Here is a 16,300-nt window from a genome sequence, read left to right as displayed (position 1 = left end):
CGAGACGCGGTGCGGTGCACGAGGGCCGGTGCGGTGCACGAGACGCGGTGCGGTGCACGAGGGCCGGTGCGGTGCACGAGACGCGGTGCGGTGCGGTGCGCGAGACGCGGGTGTCGACGCTCGGGGCCGCGGCTCAGTCGCCGAACTGCCAGCCGGTCACGTCGGGGTGGTCCTCACCGTGCGTGTACGCGTACTGCCGGGCGATCTCCCGACGCGATTCGACGTCCGCCACCAGCTCGGGGTGCTCGTCGGCCAGACCCGGCACACGATGCAGCACGTCGAGCACCAGGCGGTAGCGGTCGATGTCGTTGAGCATCGCCATGTCGAAGGGCGTGGTCGTCGTCCCGCGCTCCTGGAACCCGCGGACGTGCAGGTTGTCGTGGTTCGTCCGGCGGTACGTCAACTGGTGGACGAGCGACGGATACCCGTGGAAGTCGAACACGACCGGTGCGGACGTCGTGAAGAGCGCGTCGAAGTCGTCGCTCGTCAGACCGTGCGAGTGCTCGCGGACGTCCTGCAGGCGCATGAGGTCGACGACGTTCACCACGCGGGTGCGGAGCGACGGCAGCGACCGCCGCAGCAGGTCGGCGGCCGCGATCGTCTCGAGCGTCGGCACGTCGCCCGCGCAGGCGAGCACGACGTCGGGGTCGACGCCCTCGACCGGGGTGCCCTCGGTGCCGGCCCACTCCCAGATGCCGACACCGCGCCGGACGTGCTCCTCCGCCTCGGGCAGCGACAGCCAGGCGGGCGACTCCTGCTTGCCGGCGACGATCACGTTGACGGTGTCGGTCGTCCGGAACGCGTGGTCGGCGACGGCCAGGAGGGTGTTGGCGTCGGGGGCCAGGTAGATGCGCACGAGGTGCGCCTGCTTGTTGACGACGACGTCGAGGAACCCCGGATCCTGATGCGAGAAGCCGTTGTGGTCCTGTCGCCAGACGTGCGACGACAGCAGGTAGGTGAACGACGAGATCGGCGCCCGCCAGTCGATCCCGTCGGCGCTCTCCAGCCACTTGGCGTGCTGGTTGAACATCGAGTCGACGATGTGCACGAACGCCTCGTAGGTGTTGAGCAGGCCGTGTCGGCCGGTCAGCAGGTAGCCCTCCATCAGCCCCTGCAGGAGGTGCTCGCTGAGCACCTCCATGACGCGTCCGCTCGGGGCGATGTGCTCGTCCTCGGGCCAGATGTCGGCGGCCCACACCCGGTCGGTCACGTCGAACACCGGGTCGAGCCGGTTGGACACGGTCTCGTCGGGTCCGAAGAGGCGGAAGGTCGACGGGTTGTCGCGCACGATCTCGGCCAGCCACCGGCCGAGCACCCGGGTCGCCTCGGCCTGGGTGCGCCGGTCGTCGGAGGTCTCGACGGCGTGCGCCCGGTAGTCCGTCAGCGACAGGTCGCGGCGCACGAGGCCGCCGTTCGACGCCGGGATGGCGCTCATCCGCTTCTCGCCGCGGGGACGCAGCCCGTCGAGCCACGACATGGTGCGCCCGTCGCCGTCGAACAGCTCGGCGGGACGGTAGGACCTCATCCACTCGTCGAGCTGGGTCCGGTGCTCGTCGTTCTCGCGGACCCCGCTCAGGGGCACCTGATGCGCACGCCAGGTGCCCTCGATCCGCTCGCCGTCGACGACCCTCGGGCCGGTCCAGCCCTTGGGGGTGCGCAGCACGATCATCGGCCAGCGCGGACGCTCGACGCCGTCTCCGGTGCGCGCCTCGCGCTGCAGCTCGTCGATCCGGGCGAACGCGCGATCGAGGCCGGCGGCCATCCGCTCGTGCACGTGCATCGGATCCTCGCCGTCGAAGCCGCCGGCGACCACGATGGGCTCGTATCCGTAGCCCCGCAGGAGCTCGAGCAGCTCGCCCTCGGGGATGCGGGCGAGCACGGTCGGGTTGGCGATCTTGTAGCCGTTGAGGTTGAGGATGGGCAGCACCGCGCCGTCGTGACGGGCGTCGAGCAGCTTGTTCGCGTGCCAGCTGGTCGCCAGCGGGCCGGTCTCGGCCTCGCCGTCGCCGATCACGCAGACGGCCACCAGATCGGGATCGTCGAGCACGGCACCGTAGGCGTGGCTCAGCGAGTAGCCGAGCTCGCCGCCCTCGTTGATCGACCCCGGTGTCTCGGGCGCCGCGTGCGACGGGATGCCGCCCGGGAACGAGAACTGCTTGAACAGCCTCTGCATCCCCACCGCGTCGGCCGAGACCTCGGGGAACAGCTCGGAGTACGTGCCCTCGAGCCAGGTGTTGGCCACCATCGCCGGTCCGCCGTGGCCCGGTCCGCAGACGTAGAGCAGATCGCGGTCGTCGCGGCGGATGATGCGGTTCAGGTGGGCGTAGACGAAGCTCAGCGCCGGGGACGTGCCCCAGTGGCCGAGGAGGCGCGGCTTGATGTCGTCGGCCGCGATCGGCCGGGTCAGCAGCGCGTTCTCCATCAGGTAGATCTGCCCGACCGTGAGGTAGTTGGCGGCCCGCCACCAACCGTCGACGAGCGCGAGCTCGTCGGCCGTCGCGGGGAGCGACGGGGTGGCGTCTGCCGTGGTCACTGGCCCTCCAGGTGGTCGGTGGTGCCTTCGCGGCCCATCTCGTCGATGGTGATGGCGGCGTTGACCAGGGCCAGGTGGCTCAGCCCCTGCGGCAGGTTGCCGAGGAACTCGCCGTTGTCGGCGCTGATCATCTCGGTCATCAGGCCGAGGTCGTTGGGCTGCACGACCAGCTGGTCCATGAGCTCGACGGCCTCGCCCTGTCGGCCGACGCAGGCGAGGGCGCTCGCGAGCCAGAAGGCGCAGGCCAGGAACGTGCCCTCCTCCTGGTCGACCTCGCTGTAGCGGAAGACCAGCGGCCCCGCCCCGAGCTCGCGGCGGATGGCGTCGATGGTGCGCGACATGCGCTCGCCGCGGTCGAAGCCGCTGGGCGCGTGCAGCAGCACCGAGGCGTCGAGCTTGTCGCTGCCGGGGTGCATGACGTACGCGCCGAGCTCCTCCGACCAGCCGTGCTCGGCGACCCATTCGACGATCAGGTCGCGGTTCTTCTTCCAGTGCTCGACGTCGTCCGGGTCGGGATGCATCTGACCCACCTCGGTGAGGTGCAGGGCTGCGTCGATCGCCTGCCAGCAGCCCATCTTGCTGCTGACGTAGTGCTGCTCGTCGCCGAGCTCCCACATCCCGGAGTCCTTCTCCTGCCAGCGGCGGCAGGCGTCGTCCGCGAAGCCGGCCAGCAGATCGCCGGTCGACTCGTCGAGGATGTTGCCGTCGGCCGCGTACTGGCTCATGATCGCCAGGATGTCGGCGTAGGTGCCGAGCTGCAGCTGCTCGCCGGCGGGGTTGCCCTTGTAGACCGGGCCGATGCCGCGCCAGCCCTCGGATCCGGTCTCGTGCGTGCCGTCGGGGACGGTGCCGTCGAGGTTCAGGAAGATGCGCATCTCGTGGCCGTTCGCCTTGAGCGACGAGAGCAGCCAGGACACCGCGGCCTGCGTCTCCTCGCGCAGGCCGAAGCGCACGAGGGCGTTCACGGTGTAGGCGAGGTCGCGGACCCAGGCGAAGCGGTAGTCCCAGTTCTTGTCGCCCGTGAAGTTCTCGGGCAGGGCCGCCGTGGCGGCGGCCGCGATGGCGCCGGTGGGGCTGAAGATCAGCAGCTTGAGGGCGAGGGCGCTCCGCTGGACGGCGTCGGCCCACGGGCCGTCCCAGTTGAACTCGTCCGACCAGGACTGCCAGTTGCGCACCGTCCGGTCGATGCCCCGGTCGACGACGTGCGGGTCGGGCAGATGCAGGGGCTCGTCGTCGACGCCGCAGAGGCAGATCAGCGAGCGCGAGCCCTCGTGCGTGCTGAACTCGCCCCAGAAGCGGTGCGGACCGCCGTGGGCCTCACCGTCGCCCGGCTCGATCGAGTCGAGCCGACCGTGCTCGAAGCCGACCAGGGCCAGGTTGATGTCGGCGGCGCGGAGCACCGGCCCGTGCAGGGTGTCGACCCGGCGGATCGGATGCGTGCCGAACGTGTTGCCGGGCACGACCGCCCAGCGCATGTCGACCGACCCCTCGAGCCCTTCGATCCGCCGCGCGAGCTCGGCCCAGGGCAGACGCCCCGCCACGCCCGTGACGAGGGCGTCGGTCACCTGGACGACACCCGTGGCGGTGCGGAAACGCGTGACGAGGACGTTGGTGTTCTCGACGTACTCGCGCTGCACCTCGAAGTCGTCGCTGACGGGACGGAGCTCGATGCGGCCGCCCCGGCCGGCGTCGACGATGCCGGAGAACACCGGGTCGCTGTCGAGGTCGGGCATGGGGAGCCAGTCGATCTGCCCGTCGCGGGCCACGAGGCCCACCGTCCGGCCGTCGCCGATGGCGCCGTAGGACCGCAGGGCGACGTAGCCGTCCTCCCGGGGTTCGGGGCGGTGCCAGGCTCCGGCTTCACGCGCGGTGCCCGGGTCGACCGGGGTCTGGGTGTCGTCAGGGTTGTCGAGGATGTCCGTCACGCCCTCTACGGTGGCCCGGTGCGCCTCCTCGTGTCCGCGCCTCGCAGGGACTTGTGTGCAATCGGGCGGTGCGTACCCCGGGGGAGGACGGAACGGGCGCGCCCCGGGGCTCGCCTGGTAGACCGGGACGATGCCCCTCCCCACCGGAACCACGTCCGAGCCCCGACTCTTCCTCGACGCGAAGGCGGTGCTCGTCGAGAGCCCCGTGTGGGACGTCGACCGGCAGGAGCTCGTCTGGTGCGACATCACGCCGGGGGTCCTGCACCGCACGAGCGCCGACGGGACCGACGACCGCACGACGCAGCTGCCGGCCCCGCTCGCGAGCCTGCAGCGCCGTCGCGACGGAGGGCTGATCATGGCTCTCGGCGACCGGATCGTCACGACCGACGACGAGGGCGGGGACCTCCGCGAGATCGCCCACCTGCCGCATCGGCACGACGGCATCCGCTTCAACGAGGGCAAGTGCGACCCGTTCGGCGCCTTCGTGGTCGGCGGCATGGACGTCACCGAGGAGGAGCCCGACGCCCTGATGTACCGCGTCGGCCCCGACGAGCAGGTCACGAGGCTGCGCGGCGGCTTCACCACCTTCAACGGACTCGAGTGGAACGACGACGGCAGCACGATGTGGTTCACCGACACGGGGGTGAAGACGGTGTTCCAGGCGACCTGGGGCGCCGACGGCGAGCTCGGCCGGGTGGTGCCGTTCACCAGCGGCGGGATGCACGACGGGCTGGTCCGCGACGAGCGGGGCGAGTTCTGGGGTGCGATCTACGGCGAGGGCGTCGTGGTCCACCTCGACCAGGACGGCGACCTGATCGACCGCATCGCGTTCCCGGCGCCGAAGCTCACCGGCATCGCCATCGGCGGCCCCGAGATGCGCACGCTCTTCGTGGGGTCGGCTCGTGAGGAGATGAGCGACGACGAGCTCGAGCGCCACCCGCTGAGCGGCGGCATCTTCACCGTCGAGCTCGACCGCGCCGGTCGCGAGAGCTTCCTGTTCGGCTGATCCCGTCGGACGACACGACGCCCGCCCGGTCGAGAGACCGGGCGGGCGTCCGTGTGGAGGCGGATGGCCGGTGCGTCAGATGCGACCCACCAGCTCGTCGCGCGGGACCGCGCCGGCGGCCAGGGTCTCCCGGGCCGCGTCGCGCGCCTCCTCGACGTTCCACAGCAGCACGCCGGCGACGACGCCGTCCTCGCCGAGGTAGTACGCGACCGAGCGGCCGTCGCCCTTGTCGTCGACGACCGTGTCGAGCGAGGCGTCGAGCGTGCCGACGGCCTCGTACGAGATGTCGAAGACCTTCGAGTAGTAGTACGGCGTGTGGTCGTAGACCTCGTCGGCACCGGCCATGTTGCGGCCCGCCACCGGCCCCTGCGACTTCGCGTTGTCGACGTGCTCGACCCGACGCCGTCCGAGGATCGCGTCGGGGTAGGAGGCGACGTCGCCGGCCGCGAACACGTCCGGGTCGTCGGTGCGCAGCCGCTCGTCGACGACGATCCCGTCGTCGACGGCGAGCCCCGCGTCGGCGGCCAGCGAGTCGTCGACCGAGATGCCCAGTCCGACCACCACGGCGTCGGCATCGAGCGTCGAGCCGTCGTCGAGGACGAGGTGGATGCCGGAGTCGTCGGCCGTGCCGCTCTCGACGCGACGTCCGCGGGCCAGCGCGACCCGCGCCTCCTCGAAGGCCTTCTCGAAGGTCGCGGCGATCTCCGCCGGGAACACCGAGCCGCCGAGCACGTCGTCGGGGAACACGAGCGTGACCCGCGTGCCGTTCTGGGCGAGGGCGGCCGCGATCTCGGTGCCGATGTAGCCGCCCCCGACGACGGCGACGTGCCGTCCCCCGCCCGAGAGCGACCGCAGCCGGCGGTAGTCCTCGGCGGTGCGGAAGGAGATCACGCGGTCGTCGTCGGGCAGGTCGAGCGCGGCGGGGCTGCCGCCGGTCGCGAGCAGCAGACGGCCGTAGCCGACCACGTCGCCCTCCGTGGTCGTCACCGTGCGGGCCGTGCGGTCGATCGACTCGACCATGGTGCGCAGTCGGAGCTCGGCGCCCGAGTCGGCGACCGTGCCCAGGTCGTTGTCGTCCTCGGTGTAGTCCGGGTCGATCCAGAGCTTCTTCGACAGGGCAGGCCGGGTGTAGGGCGCGTCGACGTCCGCGCTCAGGATCAGGATCGTCGCGTCGGGGGTGGTCTCGTGGATCGCCTTGGCGGCGCCGTCGGCGGTCATGCCGCCGCCGACGATCACGTGGTCGAACTTCTCGGTCATGCGGGTCGTCCTCTCGACGGGAGAAGGCACCGCCCGGGAGGCGCGGATCGCGCATCCAGGGACGGTGCCTTCACGGGATGGTGGGGCTGGTCGCCGGTCGGGTCAGTTGGCGATGGCGCCGACGCGGTCGAGGCCCTCGGCCGCGGCCTTCTCGTCGCGGTCGCGCGTGGTCTTCGAACGCGACTCCTTCTCGGGGTGGCGGTTCTCGGCCCCGGTCATCCAGGCGAGCTGCTCGAGGCGCTCGAGGATGCTGTGCAGCACGTCGGCCGTCGTCGGGTCCTCGTCGTCGACGTCGTCGTGCACGGCGCGCATCGTGGTGGTGACCGCGTACATGCGGTCGACGATGAGGTCGACGACCTCGGTGGTCTCGACCGGGCCCTCGGGGAACTCGGCGAGGCTGGTCGCGCTCGTGACGGTGGAGGTGCGGCCGTCGGGGATGAGGTAGACGGCGCGCATGCGCTCGGCGACCTCGTCGGAGAACTCGCGGGCCGCGTCGACGATCTCGTCGAGCTGCAGGTGGAGGTCGCGGAAGTTCGAGCCGAGCAGGTTCCAGTGAGCCTGCTTCCCCTGCACGTGCAGCTCGATGAGGTCGACGAGCACCTTCTGCATGCTGTCGCGGAGCGTGTCGGATCCCTGGAACATGTGGACTCCCGTTCGTGGTGGGTCTAAGACGTGGTCTTCGCACCGGTGGGTGCGTCGTGGACGGTAGACCGCGGGCCCTCCGTGTGGGCTCAGGGTTCGGGGGACACGTCCGTCGGCTCGATCACGCCGCGGGGCGGACGGGGGCGCGGCCGCCCTCTCTTCCGTCGTCGATCCATCAGGAGGGAACCGGTTCCCTCGGTACGGTTCCCATCGGTATCGAGGGGTGATATCTTCTCGTCAGTCGGTACGGTGCCGACAGACGGATCGGTCCGCTCGGCGGGCCGTCCCGGCCTTGAGGGGGGCGACATGATCGACGCACCGATGCTGACGGGGTCCGAGTCGCGGGAGATCGTGCGACTGCGTCGCGAGATCGAGAGCGCCTGGCAGGCGTTCGACGACATCGAGCTGATGAGCTGGGAGCACCGCGTGCTCGTCGTCCGCGGAGTGGTCGGGTCGCTGCCCGACGCGGCCAGCGCCGCCGCCCGGGCCGGGCACGGCGCCTTCGCCCTCCAGCTGCTGCGCGACGCGGCGCAGTTCCCGCCGCCGTGGGCCTCCATCTGCACCAAGTGGGACCTCGCGCTCGCGATGTCGACCGAGGCCGTCGAAGCGGTCGCCTGGCCCGACGGCGAGCCCTTCGGGGTCGTCCCCGTCGGCGAGAGCGCCGTCTGAGCCGTCTGAGCCGTCTGCCGGGGTTCCTCCGGTCGGGCCGCCTGCCCGGCGCCGTCGGGTCCTTCCGCCTCCCGGGCACCGCCCGGTCGGGCCGCCTACGCTGACGGCATGACGAACGCGCCCTCCCGTGAGCGGCCGGGCCGACGGCGGGTGGGGCTCTGGCGCTTCGTGCGCTGTCTGCTCCTCGACTACGTCTTCGTCTGGCGGGTCCATCTGGTGCCTCGTTCGCGCCGGTCGGTGCCACGGGAGTACCGCGAGGGGTCCCGCGAGCCCGTGCTGCTGCTCCCGGGGGTCTACGAGACCTGGCGGTTCCTGCGTCCGGTGGCCGACCGGCTGAACGCGGCGGGGCATCCGATCGTCGTCGTGCCGGGCATGGGCCACAACCGGCGTCCGATCGGGGCGACCGCCGAGGTCGCGCAGGCCGTCCTCGACGCGCACGACCTCCGTGACGTGATCGTGCTCGGTCACAGCAAGGGCGGCCTGATCGGCAAGACCATGATGGTCACGACCGACGCCGACCAGCGCATCGCCCGCATGGTGACGGTCAACAGCCCCTTCTCGGGCACCCGATGGTCTCTCGTGCTGCCGAACCGCGCGCTGAGGGCGTTCTCGCCGCGCGACGCCGACCTGCTCCACCTGGCCGACCAGCTCGACGCCAACGCGCGCGTCACGTCCATGGCGTCGGGGTTCGACGCGCACGTCACCGAGGGCAGCGTGCTGCCGGGCGCCGTCAACGTCACGTTCCCGGTCGACGGCCACTTCCGGCCGTTGGGCAACGGTCGCTGCATCGCGATGATCGTGCGCGAGGTCGAGGGCGGGACCGATTCCGGGGCCGACGCCGCGCCGGAGGGGTGACCCGCGCCTCCTCGTCTCCCGACGGCTCAGGCGCTCCAGCCGAGGAACCTCAGCGTCTCGAACGGCCGCTCGACGTGCGCGAAGTGCCCGCAGTCGGCGAGGAGGGTCGTGCGGGCGTGCGGCACGACCTCGCGCAGCCGGTCGAGGTCCGACGGTCGCGCGAACACGTCGTCGGCCCCGCCCGCCGCCGCGACGTCGCACTCGATGCCCCGCCACAGGTCGGTGTCGTAGGTCCGGCCCGACCGTGACGCGGCGAGGAAGCCCCGGGGCCGCAGCTCGGCGACGAACGAGTCGAGCACGGACCGGGGCACGCGTCCGACGTGCCGGAACACCGGGGCCGACAGCGCCCGGAGCAGGCCCACGCGGGCGGCGCCCCGGAGCAGGGCCGAGGAGGCGCGGGGGAGCGCCCCGAAGCCGGCGCGCAGCAGGGTGAAGGCCGGCAACCGCAGGAGACCCCGGCCGGGATGCGCGACGGCGTCGAGCGCCGAGAAGGTCGTCCCCGAGACGATCGACACCGAGAGCACGAGGTCGGGCCGGAGGGCGGCGAGGTGCAGGCCGACGAACGCGCCCATCGAGTGCCCGACGAGGTCGAACTCGGTGACTCCGAGGGCCTCGGTCACCTCGACGACGACGGCCGCGGCGGAGTCGACGTCGAGCCCCGGGCGGGGCTCGGGCGACGCGCCCCAGCCGGGCAGGTCGATCAGCACCGGCCGGGCGACCTCGACGTCGATCGACCGGGCGGCCCGGAGGAACGGGGTCCAGGTCGTCCACGACCCCGCCGCCCCGTGCAGGAACACCGTGGCGCGGCGGCCCGCGGATCGGCCGTCGGCGCCGGGGCGATGGTGGACGACGGTCCGGCCCGACGCCGTCTCGACGGTCTGTCGGACGAGGCCGGAGGTCGAGGGGTCGCGCTCGAGGCCGAACGGCGCGTAGTCGTCGTGGCCCGCGGTCGTCTCCGCCGCGTCCCCCGTGCCCTGGCCCCGTCGCATCGTCGGATGCTAGCCGATGATCTCCTCGCGGACGCGCCGCAGGTCCTCCAGGAGGGAGCCGACCAGCACCCAGTTGTCGGGGTCCGGTCGCAGCACCCGGATGGGAGCGGTCAGAGCCGGGGCGTCGTCGGGGGCGGTCGACCTCGTCGAGTCGGCCGGGTCTGCGGGACCGGGCCGCGCCTCCTCGGTGCTCCTCGCCAGGAGACGCACGTCGTGGGCCGCGCGACGGAGGTCGCGCGCGATGTCCTGCACGACGGGGTCGTCGGCGAGGCTCGCGTCGTAGTTGTCGTGGACCGACCGCACCATGCCGACGACGCGGTTGACCACGACGGTGAGCCGGTCGAGCAGGGCGCCGTCGGCCTCGAGCACCGAGCGGTTGCGACTGGCGCGCGGGTTCAGCTGCAGGCTCTCGTCGCCCGCCGTGACGGCCGCGACGGCACGGGACTGGCTGGCGCGCAGGGCTCTGGCGTCGGCCAGGGCGGCGTCGAGCCGGTCGTGGTCGGAGGGCTCGGCCAGCGTCGCCGCCGTCTCGTCGAGCACCGAGGCGATGTCGCGAGCCAGCCGACCGACCGCGAGATGCGCCGGCGCCAGCAGCACGGGGGGCACGATCAGGGCGTTGATCGCGAGGGCGATGGCCGCGCCGATCACGGTCTCGAGCACCCGGTCGAGGGCGTAGTCGGGCGTCTGCGCCCCGATCGCCAGCACGAGCATCGCCGAGATCGGCACCTGGTTCGCCGAGCTCGGGGTCAGCCGGAACGCCCAGGCGACGAGGAGGCTGACGACGACGATGACGAGGACGATCCAGGTCGCGTCGCCGAACACCTGGCCGGCGGCGAACGCGATGAGCACCCCGGCGATCACCCCGACGCTGCGCTCCAGGCCCCGGACGAACGACTGGTTGACGCTCGGCAGGACCACGAGCAGGGCGGCTATCGCCGCGAAGATCGGCAGGGGCTGCTGCAGCAGGGCCACCGACGCGAACCACGCCGCGATCACGGCGGCCGAGGTCTTCACGACCTGGAGGAGAGGGGTGCGCTTCGTCTGGCGGATGCGCGAGACGATCCTCATGCGCCCCGACCCGCGCCTCGACCCGTCACGCGCCCCGTCCGTCCACGAATCCAGACTAACGGTCACGATTCGGTCACCGCGCGGCCCGGCCCACGGGAGCGACGGGCCGCTGCTGCTTCACTGTCGGGGTGTGGCCCAACTCGGCTGAGGTACTCCCTGCGGCGTTCGCGAACTCCGGCGTGACCGTCGTCTCGTTCCGGCCGCACTCCGTCGAGCCCTCGGGCAGCGGATTCCTCTACGGCTACGAGGTCGACACCGTCGACTCCGTCGGGACGACCGCCACGGTCCTCACCTTCATCGACACCGACGCCCGGGCGGTCGACGGGTCGTCGGTGCTCACCCGCGACCCGGTCACCGGCCAGCCCCTCGCCGTCTGGGCGTACCCCGCCGACCCGATGCTGCCGGCGCTCGCCGGGGTGACGTTCCCCGACCGGGTGGTCGAGTCGTTGGCCGCCCTCGGCATCGTCGTCACGGCCCCGGTGCTGAGCGTCGCCGCCTACCGGCCCGGCAAGCGCGCCGTCGTCCGGCTCGACTCGCCCGAGGCGACGCTCTTCCTCAAGGTCATCCGTCCCGATCGCGTCGCTCCGATCGTCGCGCTGCACGCGGCGTTCCTCGGCCAGGGCGTGCCCGTCCCGACGGTGCTGGCGTCACGCGCGGACGGGCTGCTCGTGCTCGAGCGGGTCGCCGGCGTCCCGGCGGGCAAGCACGTGCTCGAGTTCGCCGACGACCCGCGTTTCGTCGAGCAGATCGCCGAGATCGGCCGACTGACCACCAGCGTCCCGGTGAGCACCCCGGCGCAGTCCGACGCCCTCGACCACGGGGCCTGGCACAGGGGAACGCTCCGCACGGCCTTGCCGCAGAACGCCGGGGAGATCGACGCCCTCTACGACGAGATCGAGCGGCGGCGGCTGAGCTGGATCGGCGATCCGCTCACGGTCATCCACGGCGACCTCCACCTCGAGCAGCTCTTCGTCGATCCCGACGAGCCCTGGCGGGTGACGGGTCTGCTCGACATCGACACGGCCGGGGTCGGACACCCCGCCCGCGACGCGGCCGCCCTCGTGGCGCATCTGGTCGTGACGGGGCAGTGGCATCGCGGCAACGGCGACGAGGCCGAGGCCCGGGCCTGCGAACGTCTCGCCGACGAGGTCACCCGGGTGTGGTCCGAGCGGGCTCCCCTCTGGGCGGACCGACTCGCTCCGGCCGTCGCGTCGCAGCTGCTGGCCCACGCCGGCGGCCAGGCGACGCTCGGCACCGACTCCGGTCGGCGCAAGGCCGTCCAGCTCATCGGCGCCGCGAGCGGCACGCTGTGGTCGAGGTCGCGGGGCGAGGGCTGACGCGGGTCCGACACACGGGGAGGCGCGGGTGGCGTCCGACCCTCCGGTGCGCGTAAACTGACCGCAGCATCACCGCCCGCGTCGTCGTTCGACCCGGCCCGCCACGAGGCCCCGTCCTCGTCCGGTCCGCTCGTGCCCGTCGATCCCGACCTGGCGTGGTGAGCCGTCTCTCTGCGGACACCACAGCTGCACCCACGTCCAGCCCCACCGCGAGCATGGTCGAGCGCATCGAGCGCCGCCCGGCATCGCATCGCCGTCGTCCCGACGGCACAGCACCGTCGGCGTCCGCGTCGACCACGAGGAGGAGCCTTGGCTCGACCAGGCCAACGTCAATCGGGCGGAACCCGCACCGCTCAGCGATCGCACCGTCGGCGCGACGTCGACAACGACGGGCTGATCCCCGTCCTCGCCCGCGCCGTCCGCGAGGTCGAGGCGGCCGCCCAGCGGGGCCAGGTGAAGCCCTCGTCGCGCACCAAGTTCCAGGTGATCGCCCTCCTCATGCGCGAGGAGCGGGCGCGGGTCAAGGTCGACAAGGCGATCAGCGACTCCGAGCGAGCCGAGCAGATGAAGCGGCTCGACGGCGTGGCGCAGATCCTGGCGAAGACCGCCGCCCGCGACACCTCGCTGATCGCGCTGCTCGGCGAGGACGCCGTCGTCTCCGAGACCGCCAAGGCCCTGAAGCGCGACATGCAGATGTCGGCGGGGCTCGAGCTCGCACCCGAGGAGCTCGTCATCGTCACCGAGAAGGCGCCGGCGCCCGTGGTGTCCGAGCGCCAGGTCGTCCCGCAGTCGGTGGTCTCCCGTCAGCTCGCGAACCCGTTCCTCGCCCCCGACTTCTCGCTCGCCGAGGTCGCCCGCGAGGCGCACCCGGTCCGCCTCGCCAACTGGGAGCTCTTCGGACCCCTGTTCAAGTCGTTCGAGTACGGCGCCGGCGGGGGGCCCGCCTGCATGCCGCTGCCCGACCCCACCACGGTGGACGCCCCGGCCGGCGCGACGCTCATGCGGCACCAGGCGCAGCTGGTCGAGTCCGCCCGCCAGGGTCACCGCACCTACCTCCTGGCCGACGAGCCCGGTCTCGGCAAGACGGCCCAGTCGCTGCTCGCCGCCCAGGCGGCCGACGCGTACCCGCTGCTCGTGGTCGTGCCGAACGTCGTCAAGACGAACTGGGCCCGCGAGGTCCAGCTCTGGACGCCGACCCGCAGCGCCACGGTCATCCACGGCGACGGCGAGAACCTCGACGCGTTCGCGGACGTCGTCATCGTCAACTACGAGGTGCTCGACCGTCACGTCGGCTGGCTCGGCGACCTCGGCTTCAAGGGCATGATCGTCGACGAGGCGCACTTCATCAAGAACAAGGAGTCGCAGCGTTCGCGGCACGTCATGCAGCTGTCGCAGCGGATCCGCCAGCGCACGGCGCACCCCCTGCTGATGGCGCTCACGGGAACGCCGTTGATCAACGACATCGAGGACTTCCGCGCCATCTGGGAGTTCCTCGGCTGGATCGGCGACAAGAAGCCCAACGCCGAACTGATGGAGCAGCTCGAGGACGCCGGGCTGACCCCGGCCGACCCCGGGTTCTTCTCGTCCGCCCGCGAGATCGTCATCGACATGGGCATCGTGCGCCGCCGCAAGGTCGACGTCGCCGCCGACATCCCCGCCCGTCGCGTCGCCGACCTCCCGGTCGAGCTCGACGACGAGGTCGGTCGTTCCATCCGCGAGGCCGAGCGCGAACTGGCCCGCCGTCTCGTCGAGCGGTACCGCACCGCCCTGGCGACCCGCACCTCCGGGGTCCGCGTCGACGGCGTCGACCACGACCTCGTCCGCCAGGTCGCCAAGTGGGAGCTCGAGGACTCGCGTTCCGCGTCGTCCGGCGAGAACGTGTTCAGCATGGTGCGCCGCATCGGTCAGGCCAAGGCCGGACTGGCAGCCGACTACACGGCTCAGCTGGCGCGCAACGTGGGCAAGGTCGTCTTCTTCGCGAAGCACATCGACGTCATGGACACGGCCGAGGCGACGTTCGCGAAGCGCGGCATCAGGTACTCGTCGATCCGGGGCGATCAGAGCCCGGCCGTCCGCCAGCGTCAGATCGACGCCTTCGTGAACGACCCCGAGGTCTCGGTCGTGGTCTGCTCGCTGACCGCGGCCGGCGTGGGGCTGAACCTGCAGGTGGCGTCGAACGTCGTCCTGGCCGAGCTGTCGTGGACCGACGCGGAGCAGACCCAGGCGATCGACCGCGTCCACCGCATCGGGCAGGAGGAGCCGGTCACGGCCTGGCGGGTCATCGCGGCGCAGACGATCGACACGAAGATCGCCGAGCTGATCGACAGCAAGGCGGGCCTCGCGGCGCGCGCGCTCGACGGCGACGACAGCGAGATCGCGGCCTCCACCGACGTGCAGCTCGACGCGCTGATCGCGCTGCTGACCGAGGCGCTCGAGCGCTAGCCCGCGCTGCGCCGAGCGCTGCCCACCGCACCGCGTGTCGTGCGCCGCGCCGCGTCCCGCGCGCCGCACCGCGTCTAGTCCCGGTGTGCTGCCCGGAACGCGGTGCGGACGTGTCGCACCGCGTCCCGTACACCGCACCGCGTTCCGTACGCCGCACCGCGCGTCGTGCAACGCACCGCGTTCCGTGCGCCGCACCGCGTCCCACACACCTCACCGCGTCCCACACACCTCACCGCGTTCCGCACACCGCATCGCGTCCCGCGCGCCGCGCCAGGTTGCGCTCTCCGCACCGCGTTCCGCACACCGCACCGCGTCTAGTCGCGGTGCGCTGCCCGAAACGCGGTGCGGACGTGTCGCGCCGCGTTCCGTGCGCTGCACCTCGTCGAGTTCCGGTGCGCCGAGCGGAACGCGGTGCAGTGCCGTGGTCGCCTTCTCGCCCGGCCCGGCCCGGATGGGGCCGCCCGGTCGGCGGGCACGGCCCGTCGCGGCACCACGTCGCACCACATTCCGTGCACGGCGCCGCGTCTAGTCTCGGTGCAGCGACCGATAGGCGGTGCGGACCCGTGGCACCCCCGCGCGTTCCAGACGCGCCGCGATCTTCTGGGGCGTCGCGAAGTCACGCCAGATCGTGCGCGTCACGGCGCTCACGTGGTCCAGGGCGCGGATGCGGTCCTCCCGGATCTTCTCGAGCACGACGATCTCCTCCGCCGTCAGCCCGTGCCGCATCTCTCGGTCGAGGTACTTCACGAATCCGTCGAACTCGCCGTAGACCCCGAAGCGCCCCCACCCGAAGTCCGTGAAGCCGATGAGGCCGTCGTCGTCCTCGTGGCGACACTGGAGTTGCGGCGGCGGGAACCCCAGCCCGTCCATCGTGACCCGCTGTACGGACTCGCCGGCCGAACCCGTCAACGGACTCGCGAAGTCCCCGACCCAGGAGGCGCGAGCTCGGCCCCGAGTCCTGTCCCGCTGATCGAGACACTCGCGGAACTCGGCGATCGTGCACAGTCCCGTTCGCAAGCAGTAGTCGAGGAGCGCGACCGCCTGCCCGCGCGAGCTCGACAGAGCGACGTCGACGGCCGTCCGGGCAGGGGAGGTGACGAGGAGGCCGTGCCGGACCGTGTAATCCGAGTCACGGAGCGAGGCAGCGTACTTCGTGACGTGAGTGCCCGTGTGCGTCCTCACTCGGCTCGGATCGGTGGTCTCGACCCGTCCGGGAAGCCGACCGATCAGAGGCATGCCCCACAGGGCCGCCGCCGATACGTGCGACACCACGACATCGGTGCTGAGTCTCCCCAGTTCGGCGACGACACGGGAGGCATGTCGCTCTTCGTAGCGCAGCCCGGCCCACGCGGTCGACTCGACGTAACGGCCGGGCGCGACGCGCACCAGCTCACCGCGTGCGTGCGCCCGCCGCTCCGACGGGTCGTCGAATCGCGACTGGATGAGGAGGGCGCGGAGATCGAGATCGGTCATGCAGGACATGGTGCCGACCATGCGATCCTGGGACGCGCCTCCTCGGTGGATCGGTGGACCGGTCGGGGGACGCGCCGTCGGGGGAGGAGAGAGGCCTCTCAGCG

12 protein-coding genes are annotated in these 16,300 nt (G+C 72.0%); 5 read left to right on the top strand and 7 right to left on the bottom strand.

All coding sequences use genetic code 11. The features are described 5' to 3' along the window. Positions 1 to 133: 133 nt before the first annotated feature. Both FFA01_RS06240 and FFA01_RS16100 read right to left on the bottom strand, forming a co-directional pair. A complete protein-coding gene (locus tag FFA01_RS06240; RefSeq protein WP_146854078.1) occupies positions 134 to 2,533 on the bottom strand; it encodes a phosphoketolase family protein in 2,400 nt (799 codons plus the stop codon). After that, a complete protein-coding gene (locus tag FFA01_RS16100; RefSeq protein ID WP_244289725.1) occupies positions 2,530 to 4,344 on the bottom strand; it encodes a glycoside hydrolase family 15 protein in 1,815 nt (604 codons plus the stop codon). The genes FFA01_RS06240 and FFA01_RS16100 overlap by 4 nt, the downstream gene beginning before the upstream one ends. Positions 4,345 to 4,588: 244 nt before the next feature. Here FFA01_RS16100 and FFA01_RS06230 point away from each other — a divergent pair, with 244 nt between their 5' ends. Next, positions 4,589 to 5,464, top strand: coding sequence for an SMP-30/gluconolactonase/LRE family protein (locus FFA01_RS06230; RefSeq protein WP_146854076.1), 876 nt, complete (start codon positions 4,589 to 4,591; stop codon positions 5,462 to 5,464). 75 nt (positions 5,465 to 5,539) lie between these two features. On the opposite strand, the gene FFA01_RS06225 is transcribed toward FFA01_RS06230, so the two are convergent. After that, positions 5,540 to 6,721: an NAD(P)/FAD-dependent oxidoreductase gene (locus FFA01_RS06225; protein WP_146854074.1), complete on the bottom strand. Its 1,182-nt coding sequence runs from the start codon at positions 6,719 to 6,721 to the stop codon at positions 5,540 to 5,542. 102 nt (positions 6,722 to 6,823) lie between these two features. Further along, positions 6,824 to 7,363: a Dps family protein gene (locus FFA01_RS06220; RefSeq protein ID WP_146854072.1), complete on the bottom strand. Its 540-nt coding sequence runs from the start codon at positions 7,361 to 7,363 to the stop codon at positions 6,824 to 6,826. A 306-nt stretch (positions 7,364 to 7,669) separates the two neighbouring features. Here FFA01_RS06220 and FFA01_RS06215 point away from each other — a divergent pair, with 306 nt between their 5' ends. Together FFA01_RS06215 and FFA01_RS06210 are read left to right on the top strand one after the other, a co-directional pair. After that, the gene (locus FFA01_RS06215; protein ID WP_146854070.1) at positions 7,670 to 8,032 is read left to right on the top strand and encodes a hypothetical protein; all 363 of its coding nucleotides are present in this window, start codon (positions 7,670 to 7,672) and stop codon (positions 8,030 to 8,032) included. Between the two features lie 108 nt (positions 8,033 to 8,140). After that, the gene (locus tag FFA01_RS06210) at positions 8,141 to 8,887 is read left to right on the top strand and encodes an esterase/lipase family protein (RefSeq protein WP_146854068.1); all 747 of its coding nucleotides are present in this window, start codon (positions 8,141 to 8,143) and stop codon (positions 8,885 to 8,887) included. A 26-nt stretch (positions 8,888 to 8,913) separates the two neighbouring features. Here FFA01_RS06210 and FFA01_RS06205 read toward each other — a convergent pair whose 3' ends face one another. Both FFA01_RS06205 and FFA01_RS06200 read right to left on the bottom strand, forming a co-directional pair. Then, positions 8,914 to 9,876 (bottom strand): alpha/beta fold hydrolase, encoded by a 963-nt coding sequence (locus FFA01_RS06205; RefSeq protein ID WP_146854066.1) that lies wholly within the window; start codon positions 9,874 to 9,876, stop codon positions 8,914 to 8,916. A 9-nt stretch (positions 9,877 to 9,885) separates the two neighbouring features. Beyond that, positions 9,886 to 10,944 (bottom strand): FUSC family protein, encoded by a 1,059-nt coding sequence (locus tag FFA01_RS06200; protein ID WP_146854064.1) that lies wholly within the window; start codon positions 10,942 to 10,944, stop codon positions 9,886 to 9,888. 179 nt (positions 10,945 to 11,123) lie between these two features. Here FFA01_RS06200 and FFA01_RS06195 point away from each other — a divergent pair, with 179 nt between their 5' ends. Together FFA01_RS06195 and FFA01_RS06190 are read left to right on the top strand one after the other, a co-directional pair. Continuing rightward, positions 11,124 to 12,281 carry a phosphotransferase family protein gene (locus FFA01_RS06195; protein WP_146854062.1) on the top strand — a complete coding sequence of 386 codons (1,158 nt, stop codon included), beginning with the start codon at positions 11,124 to 11,126 and terminating at the stop codon, positions 12,279 to 12,281. 309 nt (positions 12,282 to 12,590) lie between these two features. Continuing rightward, the gene (locus tag FFA01_RS06190; RefSeq protein ID WP_146854060.1) at positions 12,591 to 14,723 is read left to right on the top strand and encodes a DEAD/DEAH box helicase; all 2,133 of its coding nucleotides are present in this window, start codon (positions 12,591 to 12,593) and stop codon (positions 14,721 to 14,723) included. 525 nt (positions 14,724 to 15,248) lie between these two features. On the opposite strand, the gene FFA01_RS06185 is transcribed toward FFA01_RS06190, so the two are convergent. Then, the gene (locus FFA01_RS06185) at positions 15,249 to 16,196 is read right to left on the bottom strand and encodes a type IV toxin-antitoxin system AbiEi family antitoxin (RefSeq protein WP_146854058.1); all 948 of its coding nucleotides are present in this window, start codon (positions 16,194 to 16,196) and stop codon (positions 15,249 to 15,251) included. Between the last annotated feature and the right edge of the window lie 104 nt (positions 16,197 to 16,300).

Origin of the sequence: Frigoribacterium faeni, assembly GCF_007988805.1 — a bacterium.
GTDB classification, from domain to species: Bacteria; Actinomycetota; Actinomycetes; order Actinomycetales; family Microbacteriaceae; genus Frigoribacterium; species Frigoribacterium faeni.
This window is presented reverse-complemented; position numbering and strand designations above follow the sequence as displayed.

What these genes read in the sequence shown, in the direction of transcription:
- FFA01_RS06230 (WP_146854076.1), top strand. Translation starts at nt 4,589, where the DNA reads ATGCCCCTCCCCACCGGAACCACGTCCGAGCCCCGACTCTTCCTCGAC.
- FFA01_RS06225 (WP_146854074.1), bottom strand. Translation starts at nt 6,721, where the DNA reads ATGACCGAGAAGTTCGACCACGTGATCGTCGGCGGCGGCATGACCGCC.
- FFA01_RS06220 (WP_146854072.1), bottom strand. Translation starts at nt 7,363, where the DNA reads ATGTTCCAGGGATCCGACACGCTCCGCGACAGCATGCAGAAGGTGCTC.
- FFA01_RS06215 (WP_146854070.1), top strand. Translation starts at nt 7,670, where the DNA reads ATGATCGACGCACCGATGCTGACGGGGTCCGAGTCGCGGGAGATCGTG.
- FFA01_RS06210 (WP_146854068.1), top strand. Translation starts at nt 8,141, where the DNA reads ATGACGAACGCGCCCTCCCGTGAGCGGCCGGGCCGACGGCGGGTGGGG.
- FFA01_RS06205 (WP_146854066.1), bottom strand. Translation starts at nt 9,876, where the DNA reads ATGCGACGGGGCCAGGGCACGGGGGACGCGGCGGAGACGACCGCGGGC.
- FFA01_RS06200 (WP_146854064.1), bottom strand. Translation starts at nt 10,944, where the DNA reads ATGAGGATCGTCTCGCGCATCCGCCAGACGAAGCGCACCCCTCTCCTC.
- FFA01_RS06185 (WP_146854058.1), bottom strand. Translation starts at nt 16,196, where the DNA reads ATGACCGATCTCGATCTCCGCGCCCTCCTCATCCAGTCGCGATTCGAC.